Origin of the sequence: Paenibacillus sp. FSL R5-0744, assembly GCF_037972555.1 — a bacterium.
Taxonomy (GTDB): Bacteria; Bacillota; Bacilli; order Paenibacillales; family Paenibacillaceae; genus Paenibacillus_AQ.
The window spans coordinates 3,181,970-3,200,054 of record NZ_CP150228.1; the positions used below are offsets into that span (position 1 = coordinate 3,181,970).

General features: G+C 38.9%; 18 protein-coding genes, 6 tRNA genes and 1 other annotated feature. Of the genes, 21 read left to right on the forward strand and 3 right to left on the reverse strand.

What is annotated here, in order from left to right; translation table 11 throughout:
- Positions 1 to 5 precede the first annotated feature (5 nt).
- The 7 genes from MKY19_RS14045 (at position 6) to MKY19_RS14075 (ending at position 8,028) form a co-directional block, all read left to right on the forward strand.
- A complete protein-coding gene (locus MKY19_RS14045; protein ID WP_339803714.1) occupies positions 6 to 773 on the forward strand; it encodes a GNAT family N-acetyltransferase in 768 nt (255 codons plus the stop codon).
- Positions 774 to 942: 169 nt separating this feature from the next.
- Positions 943 to 1,626: a response regulator transcription factor gene (locus MKY19_RS14050; RefSeq protein ID WP_042188008.1), complete on the forward strand. Its 684-nt coding sequence runs from the start codon at positions 943 to 945 to the stop codon at positions 1,624 to 1,626.
- 1 nt (position 1,627) lies between these two features.
- A complete protein-coding gene (locus MKY19_RS14055; protein WP_339803717.1) occupies positions 1,628 to 2,629 on the forward strand; it encodes a HAMP domain-containing sensor histidine kinase in 1,002 nt (333 codons plus the stop codon).
- Between the two features lie 93 nt (positions 2,630 to 2,722).
- Complete coding sequence (locus MKY19_RS14060; protein ID WP_339803720.1) at positions 2,723 to 3,406, forward strand: ABC transporter ATP-binding protein; 684 nt, start codon at positions 2,723 to 2,725, stop codon at positions 3,404 to 3,406.
- A complete protein-coding gene (locus MKY19_RS14065) occupies positions 3,403 to 6,006 on the forward strand; it encodes an FtsX-like permease family protein (RefSeq protein WP_339803723.1) in 2,604 nt (867 codons plus the stop codon). The genes MKY19_RS14060 and MKY19_RS14065 overlap by 4 nt, the downstream gene beginning before the upstream one ends.
- Before the next feature lie 171 nt (positions 6,007 to 6,177).
- On the forward strand, positions 6,178 to 7,572 hold the full coding sequence (locus MKY19_RS14070) for a protoporphyrinogen oxidase (RefSeq protein ID WP_339271147.1): 1,395 nt from the start codon (positions 6,178 to 6,180) through the stop codon (positions 7,570 to 7,572).
- A 189-nt stretch (positions 7,573 to 7,761) separates the two neighbouring features.
- Complete coding sequence (locus tag MKY19_RS14075; RefSeq protein WP_042127555.1) at positions 7,762 to 8,028, forward strand: CD3324 family protein; 267 nt, start codon at positions 7,762 to 7,764, stop codon at positions 8,026 to 8,028.
- A 70-nt stretch (positions 8,029 to 8,098) separates the two neighbouring features.
- Here the strand turns inward: MKY19_RS14075 and MKY19_RS14080 are convergent, their stop codons facing one another.
- Positions 8,099 to 8,890 (reverse strand): hypothetical protein, encoded by a 792-nt coding sequence (locus MKY19_RS14080; protein ID WP_339803728.1) that lies wholly within the window; start codon positions 8,888 to 8,890, stop codon positions 8,099 to 8,101.
- 236 nt (positions 8,891 to 9,126) lie between these two features.
- Complete coding sequence (locus MKY19_RS14085; RefSeq protein WP_149644458.1) at positions 9,127 to 9,930, reverse strand: DUF2935 domain-containing protein; 804 nt, start codon at positions 9,928 to 9,930, stop codon at positions 9,127 to 9,129.
- Positions 9,931 to 10,095: 165 nt separating this feature from the next.
- Between MKY19_RS14085 and MKY19_RS14090 the strand changes: the two genes are divergently transcribed.
- From MKY19_RS14090 to MKY19_RS14140, 11 genes are all read left to right on the forward strand, one after another.
- Positions 10,096 to 10,701 carry a TetR/AcrR family transcriptional regulator C-terminal domain-containing protein gene (locus MKY19_RS14090; RefSeq protein WP_339803731.1) on the forward strand — a complete coding sequence of 202 codons (606 nt, stop codon included), beginning with the start codon at positions 10,096 to 10,098 and terminating at the stop codon, positions 10,699 to 10,701.
- A 144-nt stretch (positions 10,702 to 10,845) separates the two neighbouring features.
- Positions 10,846 to 11,862 carry a zinc-binding dehydrogenase gene (locus tag MKY19_RS14095; protein WP_339803733.1) on the forward strand — a complete coding sequence of 339 codons (1,017 nt, stop codon included), beginning with the start codon at positions 10,846 to 10,848 and terminating at the stop codon, positions 11,860 to 11,862.
- 176 nt (positions 11,863 to 12,038) lie between these two features.
- A complete protein-coding gene (locus tag MKY19_RS14100; RefSeq protein ID WP_339803736.1) occupies positions 12,039 to 12,545 on the forward strand; it encodes a GNAT family N-acetyltransferase in 507 nt (168 codons plus the stop codon).
- Positions 12,542 to 13,075, forward strand: coding sequence for a GNAT family N-acetyltransferase (locus MKY19_RS14105; protein ID WP_339803739.1), 534 nt, complete (start codon positions 12,542 to 12,544; stop codon positions 13,073 to 13,075). The genes MKY19_RS14100 and MKY19_RS14105 overlap by 4 nt, the downstream gene beginning before the upstream one ends.
- An 87-nt stretch (positions 13,076 to 13,162) precedes the next feature.
- Positions 13,163 to 13,403, forward strand: a binding site (T-box leader).
- A gap of 53 nt (positions 13,404 to 13,456) precedes the next feature.
- Positions 13,457 to 13,529: transfer RNA gene (locus tag MKY19_RS14110), tRNA-Phe, on the forward strand.
- Positions 13,530 to 13,547: 18 nt separating this feature from the next.
- Positions 13,548 to 13,620 (forward strand) — tRNA-Phe (locus tag MKY19_RS14115).
- Between the two features lie 18 nt (positions 13,621 to 13,638).
- Positions 13,639 to 13,711, forward strand: a tRNA-Phe gene (locus tag MKY19_RS14120).
- A gap of 16 nt (positions 13,712 to 13,727) precedes the next feature.
- Positions 13,728 to 13,800: transfer RNA gene (locus MKY19_RS14125), tRNA-Phe, on the forward strand.
- A gap of 18 nt (positions 13,801 to 13,818) precedes the next feature.
- A tRNA-Phe gene (locus MKY19_RS14130) sits at positions 13,819 to 13,891 on the forward strand.
- An 18-nt stretch (positions 13,892 to 13,909) separates the two neighbouring features.
- Positions 13,910 to 13,982, forward strand: a tRNA-Phe gene (locus MKY19_RS14135).
- 111 nt (positions 13,983 to 14,093) lie between these two features.
- Positions 14,094 to 14,360 carry a CD3324 family protein gene (locus MKY19_RS14140; protein ID WP_076285775.1) on the forward strand — a complete coding sequence of 89 codons (267 nt, stop codon included), beginning with the start codon at positions 14,094 to 14,096 and terminating at the stop codon, positions 14,358 to 14,360.
- Positions 14,361 to 14,406: 46 nt separating this feature from the next.
- Here the strand turns inward: MKY19_RS14140 and sleB are convergent, their stop codons facing one another.
- Positions 14,407 to 15,000, reverse strand: a complete 594-nt coding sequence (gene sleB, locus MKY19_RS14145) for a spore cortex-lytic enzyme (RefSeq protein WP_339271639.1) — start codon at positions 14,998 to 15,000, stop codon at positions 14,407 to 14,409.
- 224 nt (positions 15,001 to 15,224) lie between these two features.
- On the opposite strand from sleB, the gene MKY19_RS14150 reads away from it, so the two are divergent.
- The 3 genes from MKY19_RS14150 to MKY19_RS14160 all read left to right on the forward strand — a co-directional run bounded on the left by MKY19_RS14150 (position 15,225) and on the right by MKY19_RS14160 (position 18,085).
- Positions 15,225 to 15,758: a YdhK family protein gene (locus tag MKY19_RS14150; RefSeq protein WP_339271158.1), complete on the forward strand. Its 534-nt coding sequence runs from the start codon at positions 15,225 to 15,227 to the stop codon at positions 15,756 to 15,758.
- Between the two features lie 203 nt (positions 15,759 to 15,961).
- Entirely contained in the window at positions 15,962 to 16,948 is a 987-nt protein-coding gene (locus MKY19_RS14155; RefSeq protein WP_339271160.1) for a phosphotransferase, read from the forward strand.
- A gap of 75 nt (positions 16,949 to 17,023) precedes the next feature.
- Positions 17,024 to 18,085 carry a MoxR family ATPase gene (locus tag MKY19_RS14160; protein ID WP_076298997.1) on the forward strand — a complete coding sequence of 354 codons (1,062 nt, stop codon included), beginning with the start codon at positions 17,024 to 17,026 and terminating at the stop codon, positions 18,083 to 18,085.

The following is an 18,085-nucleotide window of genomic DNA, read 5'->3' on the forward strand; positions in this document are numbered from 1 at the left end:
ATAAAGTGAAGCCACTACTTCAAGGCGAGCATATCCATCCCGAAACTCTCTCTGTGATTGAAGGCAATAATCCTGGTTGGATCTTTGTCGATCAACTTACAGCACCAAAGAGTGCGTTAGTATGGAGTCAGGGGATTGAAGGGTTTTATCTTATTGGCGATCACACCCACCAAGCCTTTATCCATGCACTGGACAGTTATGTAACAGATCATATTGTACCTAGAATGAAGGAACTCGGGATGGAACATTTCGAAGTTTCTGGTCAACATGATGAATGGAATCTGGAATTGATGTTTCCTTCTAGGAAGCTATATCCGTTTGAACAGATGGTGTTCAAGTTACTTCACAAGCCGCCTACGACGCAGACTAATGGGACTAGAACTATAAATCTTAAAATGCTGGATTGGGAGAACTCAGATCTAAAGAATATAGAATTTGTACATGAAAATATTGATTTATTCTGGTCATCGAAAGCAGACTTTGCCGAAAAAGGCTACGGATATGCTGCAGTTGAGGGATCTGAAATTATGGGGGTGTGTTATTCTAGTTTTGTTACACAGGATACACACGCAATCGGAATTGAAACCCTTCCTAAATATCAGAAACAAGGAGTGGGGACACATTTAGCGACGCTAGTAGTTGAAGATGTGCTTGCCAATGGCTTTATTCCTTACTGGGATTGTTCACTAGATAATGAGGCTTCGAAAAAATCGGCACTACGGCTAGGGTTTCAGCAGATACATCAATATAAGTGTGGTGCTTTTGCAATATAATCCTTTTAGAGACGTCTATTCCATGGAGTAGACGTTTTTATTATATTTACCGTGGAGTTGTAAATACTTTAATATGAATTGTAATTTGGTATAACTCTATAATTATGAGAGAATGATCATCGGAACGAATAGAACGATTGAATATATTATAAGGTTAGGATGATCATCCATGAAAATTTTTCTTGTCGAGGACGATAGAACGATAGCATCAGGACTTGAATATTCATTACAGCAGGATCATTTTGAAACCCTTCTATGTTATGACGCCACCTCAGCCAAAGCGGTGTTATCTGAGCAGTTATCAGAGCTCACCTTATGCATCTTTGATCTCTCACTGCCGGATGGCAGCGGTTATGAATTGTGCAAGATCGTGAAAGCGCAAAGTGATATACCGGTAATTTTTTTAACGGCGATTGATGATGAGGTCAACGTGGTGATGGGACTCGATATGGGGGCAGATGATTACATAACCAAGCCTTTTCGGATTCGGGAGCTGCTATCGCGGATTAAATCCGTCTTAAGGAGATATAACAAGCAGGCTCAGACCCAATCCAATATCGAATTAGAGAATATACGGATTAACACGCTTGAAGGAAAGGTTTATAAGAACGGCGATGAAGTGCTATTGACCGCATTAGAATATCGATTATTACTGATCTTTGCTAACCATGTTGGTCAGGTTCTCTCAAGAAATCAATTGTTAGAACGGATTTGGGATGTGGCAGGTGAATTCGTGAACGACAATACATTATCGGTTTACATAAAAAGACTTAGGGAAAAGTTAGAAGATAACCCCCAAGAACCCACACTGATCAAAACAGTTCGAGGGTTGGGTTACAAGGTTGGTGATTAGGATGCTTCGTAATAGAGAATTTAGATGGTTATTGTTTACGATGTGCTTGATCAGTCTTGTGGCTACAGCGATGGCGACATTTATATCGTTAGAGGCGGTAGGGCTCACAGCTGGGACTTCAGCTTTGCTTATAGCTTGCAGTGTATTGTTTACCCGCTGGAGATATGGTGAAATTGAAAAGCTCTCAGGGTATCTACGCCAAATCAGTAGTGGGAATTATTCGCTCGATGTTCGTGATAATCAGGAAGGTGAGCTTAGTATCCTGAAGAATGACATTTATAAAGTGACGCTGATGTTATCCGAGCAGAGTGCGCAATTACAAGAAGATAAAATGAAGCTCACCAATGCGATTTCGGATATCTCTCATCAGCTCAAAACCCCGCTTACTTCCATGACTGTGATGGCAGATTTATTAAGTGATCCTGAGCTGCACACTGAGAAGAGAATGGAGTTTACCCGGAAAATTACGATTCAGCTCGAACGAATTGGCTGGCTAGTCTCCTCTTTATTAAAGTTCTCCAAGATCGATGCTGGAACCATTCATTTTAAAAAAGATCTTGTTCTGGTGAACAAGCTAGTTCAAAAATCTTTGGAGCCCATGTTAATTCCAATGGATATTAAAGAACAACGGGTCTTGATTGATGGAGAAGATAGCACCACATTTGTGGGCGATCTCAATTGGACAACTGAGGCGATCATTAATATTCTGAAAAACTGTGTAGAGCACACACCTGCTGGGGGAGAAATTTCGATTTCTTTTGCAGAAAATGCACTGTTTACGGAAATTATCATTACAGATAACGGCAAAGGAATCCCAAAGGCAGAGCTCCCCTATATCTTCAAAAGATTCTATAAAGGTAAGAATGCAAGCGAAGATAGTGTAGGGATTGGACTTGCCTTGGCACAAAGCATTATCACAGGACAAAACGGTACGATCGATGTAATGAGTGAAGTGGGAAAGGGTTCACAATTTCAGATCAAATTTTATAAGCAAGTTATTTAGCATATGGCTTAGTGACTAGAATGTCACTTTAGAGTCACTGGATAGTCATTGTAGACAGATATACTGATCTCATCAACAAATGGAGGTCTAACAATGGACATTTTAAAGATTGAACATCTGTCTAAAACATATGGAAAAGGTGAAACAGCGGTAAAGGCACTGGATGATGTATCTTTTTCGATTAAAAAAGGGGAATTCGTAGCGATTATCGGGCCATCTGGCTCCGGGAAATCGACCATTCTACACTTATTAGGCGGAGTGGATAGACCGACTAGCGGCAAAGTATTCGTAGATAACACGGATATTTATGAATTGAATGAAACACAGCTGGCGATCTTTAGACGCAGACAAATTGGGCTGATTTATCAATTCTATAATCTAATACCGGTCCTAACGGTCGAAGAGAACATCACACTTCCTTTACTCCTTGATCAGCACAAGGTAGATAAGAAACAATTTTCGGATACTGTAAAGGCGTTAAATTTGGAAAATCGCTTAAACCATCTCCCGAATCAGCTCTCAGGCGGGCAACAACAGCGGGTCTCTATTGGCAGAGCGTTAATTAGTAATCCTGCAATCATGCTGGCAGATGAGCCAACCGGTAATCTGGATAGTAAGAACAGTGGTGAAATTATAGATTTATTAAAAATGTTTAATAAAACTTATAATCAAACACTGATTGTCATTACTCATGATGAACGGATTGCATTACAAGCGGATAGAGTGATTACCATTGAAGATGGAAGGATCGCCAAAGATGAGGTGATTCGTCCGTGAATATCGTAAATAAATTAACGCTTAGACATTTGAAGCAAAATAAACGAAGAACATTGGTTACTATCATTGGAGTCATCATTTCTGTGACTATGGTGACGGCTGTGGCAACGCTTGGTTTTTCATTTATGGAATTAATGAGGAAGCAGAGTATCTCAACAAATGGAGAATGGCATGTCCAATATAGAAATGTTACTAAAGATCAGCTTAAAGCGATAGAAACAGATGATGCGACAAAAACCCTAGTGATCTCCAACGATCGTGGCTACGCCCCTTTAGAGGGTGGGAAGAATGAGAATAAACCCTATTGGTATATTAAGGAATATAATGCAGCTGGTTTTAAACAATTTCCGATAGAACTGCTGGAAGGTAGACTTCCAAAGACAAACCACGAAGTAGTCATTTCTGAGGAGTTTGCAAAGAATGCAAAAGTCACTTATAAGATTGGTGAAACTTTAACTCTCGATGTCGGAGAGCGAGTCACTAGGGATGATAAAAATAGTGGGCAGCCCTTATCTCAGAACGAACGATTACGGACTGAAGAGGATATCCTGCTTGAAAAGATTATTCATAAAAAACCAATGAACTATACGATTGTGGGAGTGATAAAGCGTCCTACTTGGGAACCAACATGGTCTCCGGGTTATACTGCCTTAAGTTATGTGGATGAAAGCTTGATTGGAGCAGCCGAAAAAGTTACAGCGACAGTTGTGTTAAACAAGGTGGATAGCTCCATATACAAGCATGCAGAGGAATTGGCAAAAGAAAACAATATTGAGTCGATTTCTTATAATAATAGTCTGCTGCGCTATTATGGTGTGACGAATAACGATGGCTTACGTAATGCACTTCTTTCATTGTCAGTCATCGTTATGACTGTGATTATCATTGGCTCTGTTTCTTTAATCTATAATGCATTCGCGATTTCTGTCTCGGAACGTGCACGTCATTTAGGAATGCTCTCTAGCGTAGGTGCTACAAAGAGGCAGAAGCAGAATTCAGTGTTTTTTGAAGGGATGATCATCGGTTTAATTAGTATACCTATTGGGATCCTTTGCGGAATTACAGGAATCGGGATCACTTTTATGTTTATCAATTCGATGATTCAAGATGTACTAGGGATAACTGAAAAATTAACATTGGTTGTTACACCTCTGTCACTATTCACCGCTTGTGTAGTTTCGATACTGACGATTTTTATATCCACCTATCTTCCAGCCAGAAAAGCTTCAAAGATTTCGGCAATTGATGCGATCAGACAAACAACCGATGTTAAGCTCTCTGGTAAAGCGGTGAAAACTTCCAAGTTCGTTCGCAAGTTGTTTGGAATTGAAGCAGAAATTGGTTTGAAGAATTTAAAGAGAAATAAACGCAGGTACCAAGCAACCGTGTTCTCCCTTGTCATTAGTATTGTTCTGTTTTTATCCGTATCTTCGTTCACTACGAATATGAGAAAGTCGGTAGAACTCTCACAGGATGGTTTGAACTATGATATTCAAGTTTATATGGGGACTGAGGACGCTCAAAAAGTAGATCGGCTGACGAAATCGATCTCTGTCTTACCTAATATAACTGAATATAACGTGGTCAGGGAACTAAGCTTGAGTTCATGGATTGATGAAAAAGATATGGCAAAAGAATTGCAAGAAATCGTGGAGAAGGATAGCAGTATTTTAAAAAATGGGAAATATCCTTACTACATTCAGATCCATGCCCTAAATGAGCAGAGTTTGAGAACCTATGCAGAATCCGTCGGTATAAGTTATGAACAATTAACGGATCTCAATCAGATGTCAGCTATTGTGAATGATACCGTCACCTTTGAGGATGAGAAAGCCAAAAAAATTGTTGAAACCAAGGCTTTTCACTCTGAAATCGGCCAAAAGCTTGACCTTATTTATACGGATTGGGATACAAAAAAAGAGACGGATTTATCACCAGTAAAAATTGTCGCTCTAACTGATAAACGTCCAATGGGAGTACATTCAGCAATGGTTGGTGGAATAAACATCATCGTCTCTGAACAAGTCTTCGATAAACTAACAAATGGTGCGATGAGCAAAGATATTCAAAGCCGGCTTAACTTGAATAGTACAAGCCCATTAGCGACACAACAAGCCATAGAGGAAATGAAAGAGCGGAATATCTATGTTCAAAATGTGTATCAAAATAGACAAAATAGTGAGCAGATGATCATGTTAATGTCTATTTTCACTTATGGTTTTATTGCTTTAATTACTTTAATATCGATTGCGAATATTTTTAATACGATATCAACTAGCATATCCCTTCGTAAAAGAGAGTTTGCGATGCTGAAGTCTGTGGGGATGACGCCAAATGGTTTTAATAAAATGATTAATTACGAAAGTGTTTTTTATGGAATTAAGTCACTACTTTATGGGCTTCCGATTAGTATAGTTATTATGTACCTGATCTATAGATCAATGATGAGTAGCTTCTCTTATGGATTCACACTTCCGTGGATGAGTATCCTGTATGTCATTGTCGCTGTATTTATCATCGTTAGCTCAGCTATGCTGTACTCCAGTTCAAAAGTGAAGAAGGAAAATATTATTGATGCTTTAAAACAGGAGAATATATAAGGATTAGCCGCGATAATCGCGGCTTATTTGACTTTTCTGAAGGTTTATATTTTTTGGGGGTGTTTTGTGTTATATATGACACGAACGGTATGTTATTACATATAAATCCCTATGATATAATGTATTCAATTGAAATTAACAGATTATAACTTTAGAGGCAGGTGTCAACGCTTGAGAACGGTCGTCGTGATTGGCGGGGGAATTACTGGATTGTCTACCGCTTACTATCTACAGAAATCTATACAGCATAATAAGTTGGATGTAAAAATAATTTTGGTTGAAGCCAGCGATAGACTGGGCGGCAAAATCAGAACACTTCAGCATGATGACTTCATCATGGAGTCTGGTGCTGATTCAATTGTCACTCGCAAGACAAATGTAGCACCATTGATTGAAGAATTAGGCATTCAGGATGAGGTTGTATATAACGCGACAGGAGTATCATACATCTACACAGAAGGTAAGCTGAAGCAAATCCCTAAAGATGCAGTCTTTGGCATCCCTTTCAGTATTGAATCGCTTGCTACTACAGATTTGATCTCTGCTGAAGGTAAAGTTGAAGCACTTAAAGATTTCTATACTCCGAATGATCGTTTTACGAAAAACGATTCTGTAGGTGATTTTCTGGAAGCTTTCTTTGGAAAAGAACTTGTCGAGAAGCAAATATCACCTGTCCTATCAGGTGTATATTCCGGGAAATTGAGCGAACTTACCATTGCCTCGACCCTTCCTTATTTGATTGATTATAAAAATGAATATGGAAGTATTATTCAGGGATTGTCCGCGAATAAGGCTAAATTCCAGGGGAACGGCGATAAGAAGTTTATGTCTTTTAAGGGTGGCGTATCTGCTCTGATTGATGCCATGGAAGAACAGCTGTCCGATGTTGAGATCATCAAAGGAATTCGGGCAGAGCGCATTGCAAAGGATGGAGAACGGTACCGGGTAACACTGGCAGATGGACGAATCTTGGAGAGCGATTTTGCCGTACTAGGAACGATGCATTCTACTGCACAAGCATTACTTCAAGACGAAGCACTGAATGAAGATTTCAAACAGTTGTTTAACAGCTCTATGATTAGTGTGTATATAGGATTTGATATCCCTGACAGTCAACTGCCAGCGAACGGTACAGGGTTTATAACAGCCAACAGTGACGATGTTCTTTGTAATGCTTGTACGTGGACAAGTCGCAAGTGGGAGCACACGTCTGGTCAACAACGTCTGCTTGTCAGACTCTTTTATAAAAGCTCAGGACCGCATTATGAGTCCTTGATTAAGCTTTCAGAAGAGGAATTATTAAAGGTGGCGTTGAATGATATACAGACCAGTCTTGGAATTACTGGACATCCAGTTACCCACGAAGTGACCAAATGGCATGATGTTATGCCAAATTACCACAAACGCCATCACGAGATTGTAGTATCCTTAGAGAAGAAGATTGCAGATCATTATCCGAATGTAATCCTTGCTGGATGTTCTTATTATGGTGTGGGTATTCCTGATTGTATTGCAAATGGAGAGAAGACAGCGGAACGCATTTTGGAACAAGTAATTACACATTAAACAAAGGAGGGCGGACAATAGTGAGAAAATTAGCGATAAGCTCTATGCAAAGTCTAGACTATAAACAACGGCGGTTGTTTGTATAGAGCGAATAAAAATTGATTTACCGCCAGTGCACTTTGCAGGGTTGTTTTTAGAATAGACTTTGCTACCTTCAAACTCAAAAAAAGTTTAAGGAGCAGAGCGACTATGAAATATGTAAATGCAGATACGATTTTTCCAAAAGAATTATTAGAGGAAATTCAGAAATATATTAATGGTGGTTTGGTGTATATCCCTAAGCCTGAAGAAGCACATGTAAAATGGGGCGAGAAGTCAGGGAGCAGAAAATACTTAAGATCTAGAAATATTGAGATTTGTTTAAGGTTTGCCGTTGGAGCAACGGTTGACCAGCTTTCGGATGAATACTGCCTATCAAGGGACAGTATTAAGAAGATTGTTTACACAAAAAAATAGCTATAATCCCAAAAAGCCACGTTAGAGGAAGCTCTGACGTGGCTTTTTGGGATTTAATTATCATTTAATCTTAAATACCGTACTTTTTCCGATATTTATCGATCCCATCTACAAACTGTCCTTCATATTTCACGCCTTCATCCATCTTTTTATTTGCTGCTTTAAAATCGTTGCTAGAGATTTTTGTTTTGTATAAGGCCTCTTTCATCATTGTCATTGCTTCCAGTTGTGTTTTTATAGCTTTTAAATAGATTTGATGCAAGGCCTGCAATTCTGGATTGGGTGCTTTAATTTTTTTTGCTTCTACTACCAGTTTAGTGTAATTAGGAAGGATCACATTATTAAACGCAGTGTAGCGTTGCTTTCTATTGGTACCCGTGTCTATTCTGTTCTTAATATATGCCTCATTGGCAATTTCGTCATATTGAATAATAGCTGCTATCTGATTAGAATAGGTTGTGAAATCTAACACTTCTTGAGGTGTTTTCATCTTTTCTTCGTAAGCAGCCTTGGATAGAACGGTAATTGGATATCTTTCTTCAGTCCAACCAGGAATGTTGAAGACTACTTCTGCAGAACCTTCTTGAACGCCTGTAACAATATAATCTGAATATCCATCCAATTCAACGGTAAGTATGGATTCATCAGAAACTTCCGGTGTCAATTTTGCATATGTAAGACTGGTCATTTCAGCTAGTAAGCGAACTTTTATTTTTGTAGTTCCACCCACAGGAATAACATCGCTAGACAAAGTAATACTTGCCTCATTGAGTAATTTCTTATCAGCAGCAAACACAGTGGATGGCATTAATAAAGCAAAAACCATAGTACAAAGTATAAAACATTGACTAAACCTTTTCATTAGCAATCATCCTTAACGTTTGATTATGTAGTCACTCGAAGTAATCTTGTATTCCATAAAATTCCTGATTCCTCCTGAGTTTTACTATAAATTGTTTCTTCGCAAATACCAACTATTTTTTAAAAGCTTTGGGGTGGATCACCGAAACAAACGAATTCAAATATAAAGATGGATAGGGCGACAACCTGTATTTTTGATACAAGTAGTCGCCCTATCCATCCATTAAATATGTAAAGCTATACGATTTGTTTATTCATATTCAAAGAGGCTTCAAATGCATCAATAATATAGAGGAATCTTTCAGCTTCTCGAAATACATGATCCGCAAGCAGTGGATGAATGATGCTTTTTATACGACATTCTTCAATAAGATCTCGAGCGGTTTTCTTGAAATCACGGAGGGATTTAACCGAGACTTTATTCTCGTCAAGTTGTTGACTTAACAGGGGTTTGGTTTGGGATTGAGGACGCATGGAGCTAAGATCAATAGCTTGATACAACAATGTATCGAAATCATGACTGAAATTTCTCGCTTGTTCAACGAGTTGACGTTCAGAGGGGTCCAATAAATGTCCAATGAATTTGGCATGATCCGCCATTATACGTAGAAAGAACACATTTTCATTGATAATTGCGTCAGGCAAAGGATCTAACCTACCTAGATTCAATTCTTCCAGTCGATTTCGAAAATAATTGGCTTCCCTGCTGACATGATCCACTAATAAAGGGAAATTCGTACCTCCTGGAAGCTTGCATTGCAAAATTAATCCCAATATTTTCCTTTTAAAAGCCCAGATATGTGAAGCAGCACTATGAACTTCCTCATTAAACTTCCGTATAACTGCCGGATCAGAATCCACAGTAAATCCGAGGGATCTATTCTCTATGGCTTCGAATGTGGCGTAGAAATGGTTCGCTTCATTAATTAATTGCGTGTCTTCACAACGAAACCCTAATTTAAGAAAAAAAGAGTGTTCTTTCATGATTCGTGACCAGAATCTAATTTCATCAAGAGATCTCGAAACAAAAGGATCAGGCATTTTTAAAACACACCTCCCATTTTTATACAATCATAATATGCGTGAAGTTTGTACTATATCCGCAAGAATTCAGGCGAATATGCCGAAGTACACAAACGCTTACGATCTGGAACTACTGTAGTATATAATTGACTGTAGGTTCATTAACTACGAGGTGGAAGATTTATGGCAGACAAAACATACTTAGATTTACGGATAAGAAAGACAAGAAAAGCAATCCGGAATGCCTTTATAGATTTATTAACAGAGAAAGAACTGAATAAGATCTCGATCAACGCTATTACGCAAAAGGCTGAAATCAATCGAGCCACATTTTATTTACATTACAAAGATATCAATGATTTGATAGATAGTATCTTGGATGATTTATTAGCAGATTTAAAGAAAATACTCATAGATAAATTTGAAGAATCCTATAAACCAGGGGATGAACTTACCTCGCTGATTTTATTGCTTGAGCATATTGCAGAGAATTCTCATATGTATAAGGTGTTGCTTGTAACCAAAAACATTCCTTATTTCACACCGAAATTGATGGATCTGTTATATGAATTGATATTAACAACAACAGAACAACAATCGATTCAAAAAACAGAGGATTTCTTAACCGTTGATACTCCATCTGATATTGCGGCTTGGTATGGAACATCTGCTATCATTGGTACAATTTCCATGTGGCTAGGCAATGATATGCCTTATACACCTAAATATTTAGCAGAACGAATCATACAGTTAAATCCATTTATACCTGCAAATAATAAAAAGATATAGTGAATTGTTTCACTATTTAAATTTTAATTAACACATATTTATCAACTGTTGCTTTATTAACGCTTTCAGTATTATTGTAGATTGCTTAGCTCCTTAATAACTACTACCATGAAAGTAATAGATAGTATTAAGGAGTGTTAATGAATGATGAAAGTCGGCATTTATCACGGTCAAAATAGTGTGGGGATAGAAGAGCGTCCGATGCCTCAAGTAGGAGCAAAAGATGCGTTGGTTCGTATTTTAGCGGGGGGGATTTGTGGTACAGATATTAATATAGTAAAAGCAGGCTCTGAAATGGGTATCCGTTTCGGCTCAGAGTTTGGACATGAAATGTTTGGTGAAATCGTCGAATTAGGTTCTGATGTGGAAACCGATTTGAAAGTTGGCATGCGTGTAGGTGTGAATCCAATTACTGCAAAACGTGCAGGTCGTCGTTATTCGTTGGAGGTAGGAGCCTTTTCACAATATGTCTTAATTGAAGATGCAGCACTTAATTATAACCTTTATGAATTCAATGATTCCGTTTCGGCAACAGAGGCCGTATTAATGGAACCCATGAGCGTAGGCTTCCATGGCGCTTTTAGCATACTGCCCAAACATGGAGACAAAATCGTAGTTCTTGGTGCTGGTCCAATTGGTCTATCTGCAGCTGCAGGATTAATTGGTGAAGGCATTAAAGATGTTTGCGTAGTGGATATTGACAACTGGCGTTTGGATAAAGCAAAAGAACTAGGCGCAATAACAGTTAATACGTCGACTGAAACATTAGCAGAGGGTTTAATCAAACACTTCGGCGAAGTGAACGTATACGGTGTGAGTATTCCCAATGTAGATGCTTTTGTGGACGCAGCGGGTGCTCCAATATTATTTGAACAAGTGATGCAGATTGTAAAGCCACAAGCAAGAATTGCAATCATTGCCGTTTATAAAAATGAAGTACCTATAAGCCTTGCTCAAGTGATGAGTAAAGAAGTTAATATTGTTGGAGCTAGTGGATACACACATGAAGATATTGTAAAGGTAATTGAACATATTAACGACAAGAAAACGAATATCTCTACAATGGTGACACAGACTTATAAATTAGAGGATATTCAAGCCGCCTTCGATAGAGCCATTGCAGCAAAAGAAACGATCAAGGTTATTGTAGATCTAACTTAATCATCAGTTAATTATATTGGAGTTCATTTGAGTGTAAAACTCAGGTGAACTCTTTTTATTTTAGAAGAATAATGACGTTATATAAAATTTAATTCTAATTGAACATGGCATATTACTAGAGTGTGGTCGTAATTATACTGAGTATAGAAGTGAAATTAGAGAAAAAACGTGGAGGTATGATGGAAATTAATCTTGTTCCTGTAACGTTTGAAGATAAAGAGGTATTGTCTAATCTATATCAATTTTACAATTATGATTTCAGTTTATTTACAGATCAAGACGTAAACCAGCATGGGGAATTCGAGGTGAATATTGATTATTTTTGGGAAGGGGATCATCGATGGAATCCATATTTGATTGAGGTTTCAGGAAACGTAGCTGGATTTGTGGTTGTTCTTTTTGAAAACTTAGATAAAGACCCAGATCCAACTCATGTGATCTATGACTTTATGATTTTGCAGAAATACAGGAGAAATGGAATAGGTACTGCTGCCGCAATAAAAACACTTGATCTATTTAAAGAAGCTAAATGGAAACTAGCTCAAATGGAAAATAACAAACCTGCCATAGCTTTCTGGCGAAAATTGCTTAAGGATTATACCAAAGACAACTATACAGAACGTTATTTGAGTGATCTCCAAAAATATATTCAAGCATTCGATAGAAGGGGGAGAACGAAATGAATATCACTGTAACATTAACTGACAGCACAACGAAGTTTAAGATTAACAATCTCTACCCACTATACTTACACGATCTATCAGAGATATGGGGGAACCTTCCTAATCAATACGGGGTATACGAGGATAATGAAACACAGACGCTGAATGAACAGAATAAAGTGTTCGACATATGGTGGGAGAAGCCGGGGATTTTATATCCTTATTTAATAAAAGAGGATGGAATTCCTGCTGGTTTTGCATTAGTAGCCACACCACCTCATACACCACCAGGTTGTGAATTTTATTTAAACGAATTCTTTATCCTGCGGCCCTTCCGAGGTACGGGAATCGCTGAACGTGCGGCTAAGGAGGTATTTAATCTTCATATTGGAAAATGGGAGCTACAAACCAATCCCACAGCTACAAATAGGAGAGCCCAGCATTTTTGGAGAAAAACACTAAAAGAATATACTGGTAATAGCTTTCAAGAAGAATGTAAGAAGTCTTTTGATGATGAATTAAAGATGATTTTTAATTTTTGTAATGGATAAAGCTAATCAAATCGAAATGAGGGAATTATTTCTTCTATTGACTTATAGTGGAATAGGGCTTACAATTAAAAAAAATTATATAACAAAACAAATGCTTTGATGGAGAAAAGTAGTTCAATACCTCTTTACAGGGAGGAAACGCCGGAGATTGAAAGCGTTTCTAGAGAAAAGGGTTGATCGAAGTTCACTCCGGAGCAGTCCCTTGAAACCATTGTTGGCAAGTAGAGGTGTACCGGTGTTAACCGTTAAATATTTAAGTGAGAACATTTCTGTTTGTTGTACAGAATAGTTCTAATTTAGGGTGGTACCGCGGCTCCTCGTCCCTTTTCGGACGAGGGGTCTTTTTGTTTCCATTTAGAAGAAATATTTGTATCCCTGCAAGGCTCGGTAGCTCAGTCGGTAGAGCATAGGACTGAAAATCCTAGTGTCGGCGGTTCGACCCCGTCCCGAGCCATCTTAACTTTAATAGCAAGGCTCGGTAGCTCAGTTGGTAGAGCATAGGACTGAAAATCCTAGTGTCGGCGGTTCGACCCCGTCCCGAGCCATCTTAACTTTAATAGCAAGGCTCGGTAGCTCAGTTGGTAGAGCATAGGACTGAAAATCCTAGTGTCGGCGGTTCGACCCCGTCCCGAGCCATCTTAACTAATAGCAAGGCTCGGTAGCTCAGTTGGTAGAGCATAGGACTGAAAATCCTAGTGTCGGCGGTTCGACCCCGTCCCGAGCCATCTTAACTTTAATAGCAAGGCTCGGTAGCTCAGTTGGTAGAGCATAGGACTGAAAATCCTAGTGTCGGCGGTTCGACCCCGTCCCGAGCCATCTTAACTTTAATAGCAAGGCTCGGTAGCTCAGTTGGTAGAGCATAGGACTGAAAATCCTAGTGTCGGCGGTTCGATCCCGTTCCGAGCCATCTTAATTTTAATAGCAAGCTTTCTATAAAAACAGCCTGTCCGACCATTATGGTTAGACAGGTTGTTTGTTATTTCATCTTAATTTGAAAAGTTTAAGGAGTAGATTAATTATGAAATATGTAAATGCAGATACAGTCTTCCCTAAAGAGTTACTACAAGAAATACAGAAATATATAAACGGTGGTATGGTCTACGTTCCAAAGCCTGAAGAATTACATGTAAAATGGGGTGAGAAGTCAGGGAGTAGAAAATATTTGGAATCAAGAAATATTGAGATCTGCCTGAGGTTTGCTGCTGGTGCAACTGTCGAACAGCTCTCAGGTGAATACTGTCTTTCTAAAGATAGTATTAAGAAAATTGTTTATACTAAAAAATAGCCGGTCAACCGTAGGGGTTGACCGGCTATTATATTTATTTGAAGCGTTAACTCGCAAATATATGCTTACCAATTTTTAAGTTCTGAGGACGAGTCCAGATCCATGCACTAGTAGCTGTATCTGGATTGAAATAATAGATCGAATTGTTTGTTGGGTCCCAACCTCGGACAGCATCAAGAGCAGCTAAATAGGCAGTCCGGTTTGGAGTAAGCCAATACTGGCCGTCAGATACGGCTGTAAATGCGCCTTTTTGAAATACAACGTTTTTTATATTGTTTGGAAATTGACTAGATTGTATGCGATTCATAACTACAGCACCAACTGCGACTTGTCCTTTATAAGGCTCACCGCGCGATTCACTGTAGATTACTTTCGCCAAAATATCCATTTCCTCAATATTAAGCGTGTATTTTTTTAGAGCATTCCAAGTTTTTGTACCAGTAACTCCATCGGCGTTTAATCCGTAGGCCTTTTGAAATTTAGCAACGGCAGCTTTCGTTTGTGCTCCATATACACCATCTAAAGGCTGAGTATAGAAATCCAGAGTTTTTAATCGATACTGAAGATCCCACACATCTCCAGAAGAACTCCCTACGGTTAATACCGGAGCAGCACTAGCAGAACCAATCATAGTAGCCATACTTACCAGACCCAAAAGAAGCAACAAAGTGAATATTTTAGTCTTCATTGTAGTAGCCTCCTTTCAGAAAACATTATAAATAACCTTCAATAACTGAGACAACACTCATTTATTGGTAATCTAATAATCCATTTTACATTTTCGAAAAAACTTCATTAGGTTTGTGATCCTATGAAATGGGTAAATGAATAATCAGAGGCACATCAACTTCGGAGGTTTTATATATGAAAAAGCAATTATATCTATTCATAATCGCAGCTGCACTCACTCTAAGCGCATGTGGTAATGATAATAGTTATGGCAATAAGATAATGGAAAATTCCTCACACTCTAGTTCAAGTGACGTACCCGAAAATTTGAAGGTGTCAGAGAATCCTACTTTTAAAATAGGAAGTAAAGCGATTATCCAAGCGGACCATATGGAAGGTATGAAAGAGGCAACAGCAACGATAGTTGGAGCTTTTGATACCACTGCGTATATCGTTTCTTATAGGCCCGCAACAGGCGGATTTCCAGTTACAAATCATAAGTGGATTATTCATGAAGAAATCAAAAAAGCAGCCGATAAACCCTATGAATCCGGCTCAGAAGTCGTAATGGAAGCTGACCATATGAAAGATATGAAAGGTGCAACGGCTCAGATTAACGCAGCGGAACAAACCACGGTATATATGATTGATTACACACCTACTACGGGTGGAGATAAAGTGAAAAATCATAAATGGGTAACGGAAGATGAGCTTTCAGCAATAAAGTAACCAATAGAAATATAAGCTCAAAAGTAATGAAAGATGATTAAGGTAGGAACAGTCATGGACTTTGTTAAAGTTCTAGGCTGCTCCTACCTTTTTGATTGCTTCTTTTATTGGTAGAGAAGTGTTAAGATAACTTTATAAAATACCGATATACAAAATATACCATTTTAATTGATGTTTTCTTAGAAGGTAGGAGAGTGATTGAAATGCCTAACTGGCAGGTGAAATTCGATGAAGAAATGCTTAAACAAGCTGCACAACAGATTCAAGTCGATTGGACAACGATAAAGTATATTGGTGGCTTTGAAAATGTTGTCTATAGCTTTCCAAAAGATGATCATGAATATATTTTACGTGTAACACATCATTCTCATCAGGAGCAGGAGATGGTCATCTCTGAACTTGACTTTATGGACCATCTTGCAAAACATGGCGTGCAACTGGCTCCCCCCATTCCCTTTCAGGATGGCAGTTTGGTACAAACGTTAGTCAAAGATGAAGAAAGATTTATGATCTGTGTGATGGAGAAAGCACCAGGTGGTCATGTTAATGCTTCCGATCCCTATTGGGGAACGGAGCTTTTTGAGCAATGGGGTGAGGTAACAGGAAGAATGCATGCTTTAGCTCTGCAATATGAGCGTCCGGAGACTGTTCTGGCAAGACCACATCAGGGTAAGCTTGATTTTGACTTTGCTAACTTTGGTACTGTTGAACAGCAGCTTTTTGAAAAGTTGCTTCAAATAAATGATCGGATTAACCAGTTGCCGCGGAATCGAGAAGGCTATGGACTATGTCACCGTGATTTGCATCCGGGTAATTTCTTCGTGCATGAGGGGCAGATCACCGTGTTTGATTTTGATGATTGCGGATACGACTATATGGTGCATGATATTGCCATTGCCGTTTATTATTCGACCATCTTTGGGGATTGGCGAAAACCGGAGGTAGAGCAGAGTAGAACTTCTAGTCTTGCGTCAGCCATGCTGACGTCTTTTATGAAAGGGTATAATCGAGAGTATGCACTCGACAATAAATGGCTAGAAGAGCTCCCGCTCTTTACTGAAAAGCGCCGACTGGAATTAGTGCTTTTGTTATTTCAAGAGTTTTCGGAGTCACAGCGTGAGCAGGATAGAGAGTGGCTTGCCCGTAATATTCAGGATGCCCTAAATGACAAAGCTTGTTTAGAGCTTTAATAAATCCTTTTAAGTAGTTTTTAATATATTTAGAATAGATAATGAGGATATATCATATAAAAAAGGAGCATTTATTTGAACCTAGCAACTCCTGTAACACCTATTCAACTTATGCAAGTACTTCTAAACGTTTCTGTGATCCGCCCTGTTTTTATTTGGGGGGCGCCTGGTATTGGAAAGTCTTCTCTTGTAGAAGCTTTTGCTGATCAGGTGGGTCTTCCATGTGTTTCTCTTCTGGGTTCTCAACTAGCACCGGAAGACATCATTGGGGTACCTCAAATCGTTAACGGCAAGAGCCAATTTTGTCCTCCGAAAATGATAGCTCGGGACGAACCGTATTGCTTGTTCTTAGACGAGCTTAATGCCTGTTCTCAAGAGGTGCAAAAAGCTTTTTATAGTCTTATCCACGAACGCCGCATCGGCGATTATCACCTACCTGAGGGCTCTATAGTAATAGGAGCTGGTAACCGTGCACAAGATAGTGCAATTGTTAAACCTATGTCCTCCGCGCTTATCAATCGGATGTTCCATATACAGCTAAATGTATCTTTTCAGAATTGGATCTCTTGGGCATATGAGAATAGCATTCATCCTATGGTTATTGAATATCTGGAATTGCGTCCCGATCATCTGTGGAGTGCACCTCCAAAGACTGAAGAGCCTTTCTCCACGCCACGCTCTTGGCATATGCTTAGTGATGCACTACATGAGTTTGGGGATGATATAAATGTGGATGCCGTGGGGATTTTAGCGAATGGTTCACTGACACCTTCTCACGCCACACAATTCAGGGCTTTTTATAAAAATCTAACTGGAAAATATGAACTTAATCAAATTATAGATGGTAAATCCTCATTTCCAACGGCTCCAGAAGATCGGGATCTCCTGTATTTCCTGGCGCAATCCTTGCGTGCCCAGATTATCAAAGAACTCCCTCCGATTAAAGATAACGTACGAGATGGACATCGCCAATTTGCACACACTGTTAAAAAGCTGATTAAAGACCTGTCCGTCATTAGCTTTGAAATTGCACAGCTAGTAGTTGCTAAGCAGGAGCAAAGTGATAATATTCCAGATTGGTTAATGGTTGAAATTGTACGTGATTTACCACGTCTTGCAATAAAAGAGCGGGGGTAA

Coding starts and splice junctions, on each gene's coding strand:
- MKY19_RS14090 (WP_339803731.1), top strand. CDS start 10,096: ATGGCAGACAAAACATACTTAGATTTACGGATAAGAAAGACAAGAAAA.
- MKY19_RS14155 (WP_339271160.1), top strand. CDS start 15,962: ATGCCTAACTGGCAGGTGAAATTCGATGAAGAAATGCTTAAACAAGCT.
- MKY19_RS14095 (WP_339803733.1), top strand. CDS start 10,846: ATGATGAAAGTCGGCATTTATCACGGTCAAAATAGTGTGGGGATAGAA.
- MKY19_RS14080 (WP_339803728.1), bottom strand. CDS start 8,890: ATGAAAAGGTTTAGTCAATGTTTTATACTTTGTACTATGGTTTTTGCT.
- MKY19_RS14105 (WP_339803739.1), top strand. CDS start 12,542: ATGAATATCACTGTAACATTAACTGACAGCACAACGAAGTTTAAGATT.
- MKY19_RS14085 (WP_149644458.1), bottom strand. CDS start 9,930: ATGCCTGATCCTTTTGTTTCGAGATCTCTTGATGAAATTAGATTCTGG.
- MKY19_RS14100 (WP_339803736.1), top strand. CDS start 12,039: ATGATGGAAATTAATCTTGTTCCTGTAACGTTTGAAGATAAAGAGGTA.
- MKY19_RS14075 (WP_042127555.1), top strand. CDS start 7,762: ATGAAATATGTAAATGCAGATACGATTTTTCCAAAAGAATTATTAGAG.
- MKY19_RS14060 (WP_339803720.1), top strand. CDS start 2,723: ATGGACATTTTAAAGATTGAACATCTGTCTAAAACATATGGAAAAGGT.
- MKY19_RS14150 (WP_339271158.1), top strand. CDS start 15,225: ATGAAAAAGCAATTATATCTATTCATAATCGCAGCTGCACTCACTCTA.
- sleB (WP_339271639.1), bottom strand. CDS start 15,000: ATGGCTACTATGATTGGTTCTGCTAGTGCTGCTCCGGTATTAACCGTA.
- MKY19_RS14055 (WP_339803717.1), top strand. CDS start 1,628: ATGCTTCGTAATAGAGAATTTAGATGGTTATTGTTTACGATGTGCTTG.
- MKY19_RS14050 (WP_042188008.1), top strand. CDS start 943: ATGAAAATTTTTCTTGTCGAGGACGATAGAACGATAGCATCAGGACTT.
- MKY19_RS14140 (WP_076285775.1), top strand. CDS start 14,094: ATGAAATATGTAAATGCAGATACAGTCTTCCCTAAAGAGTTACTACAA.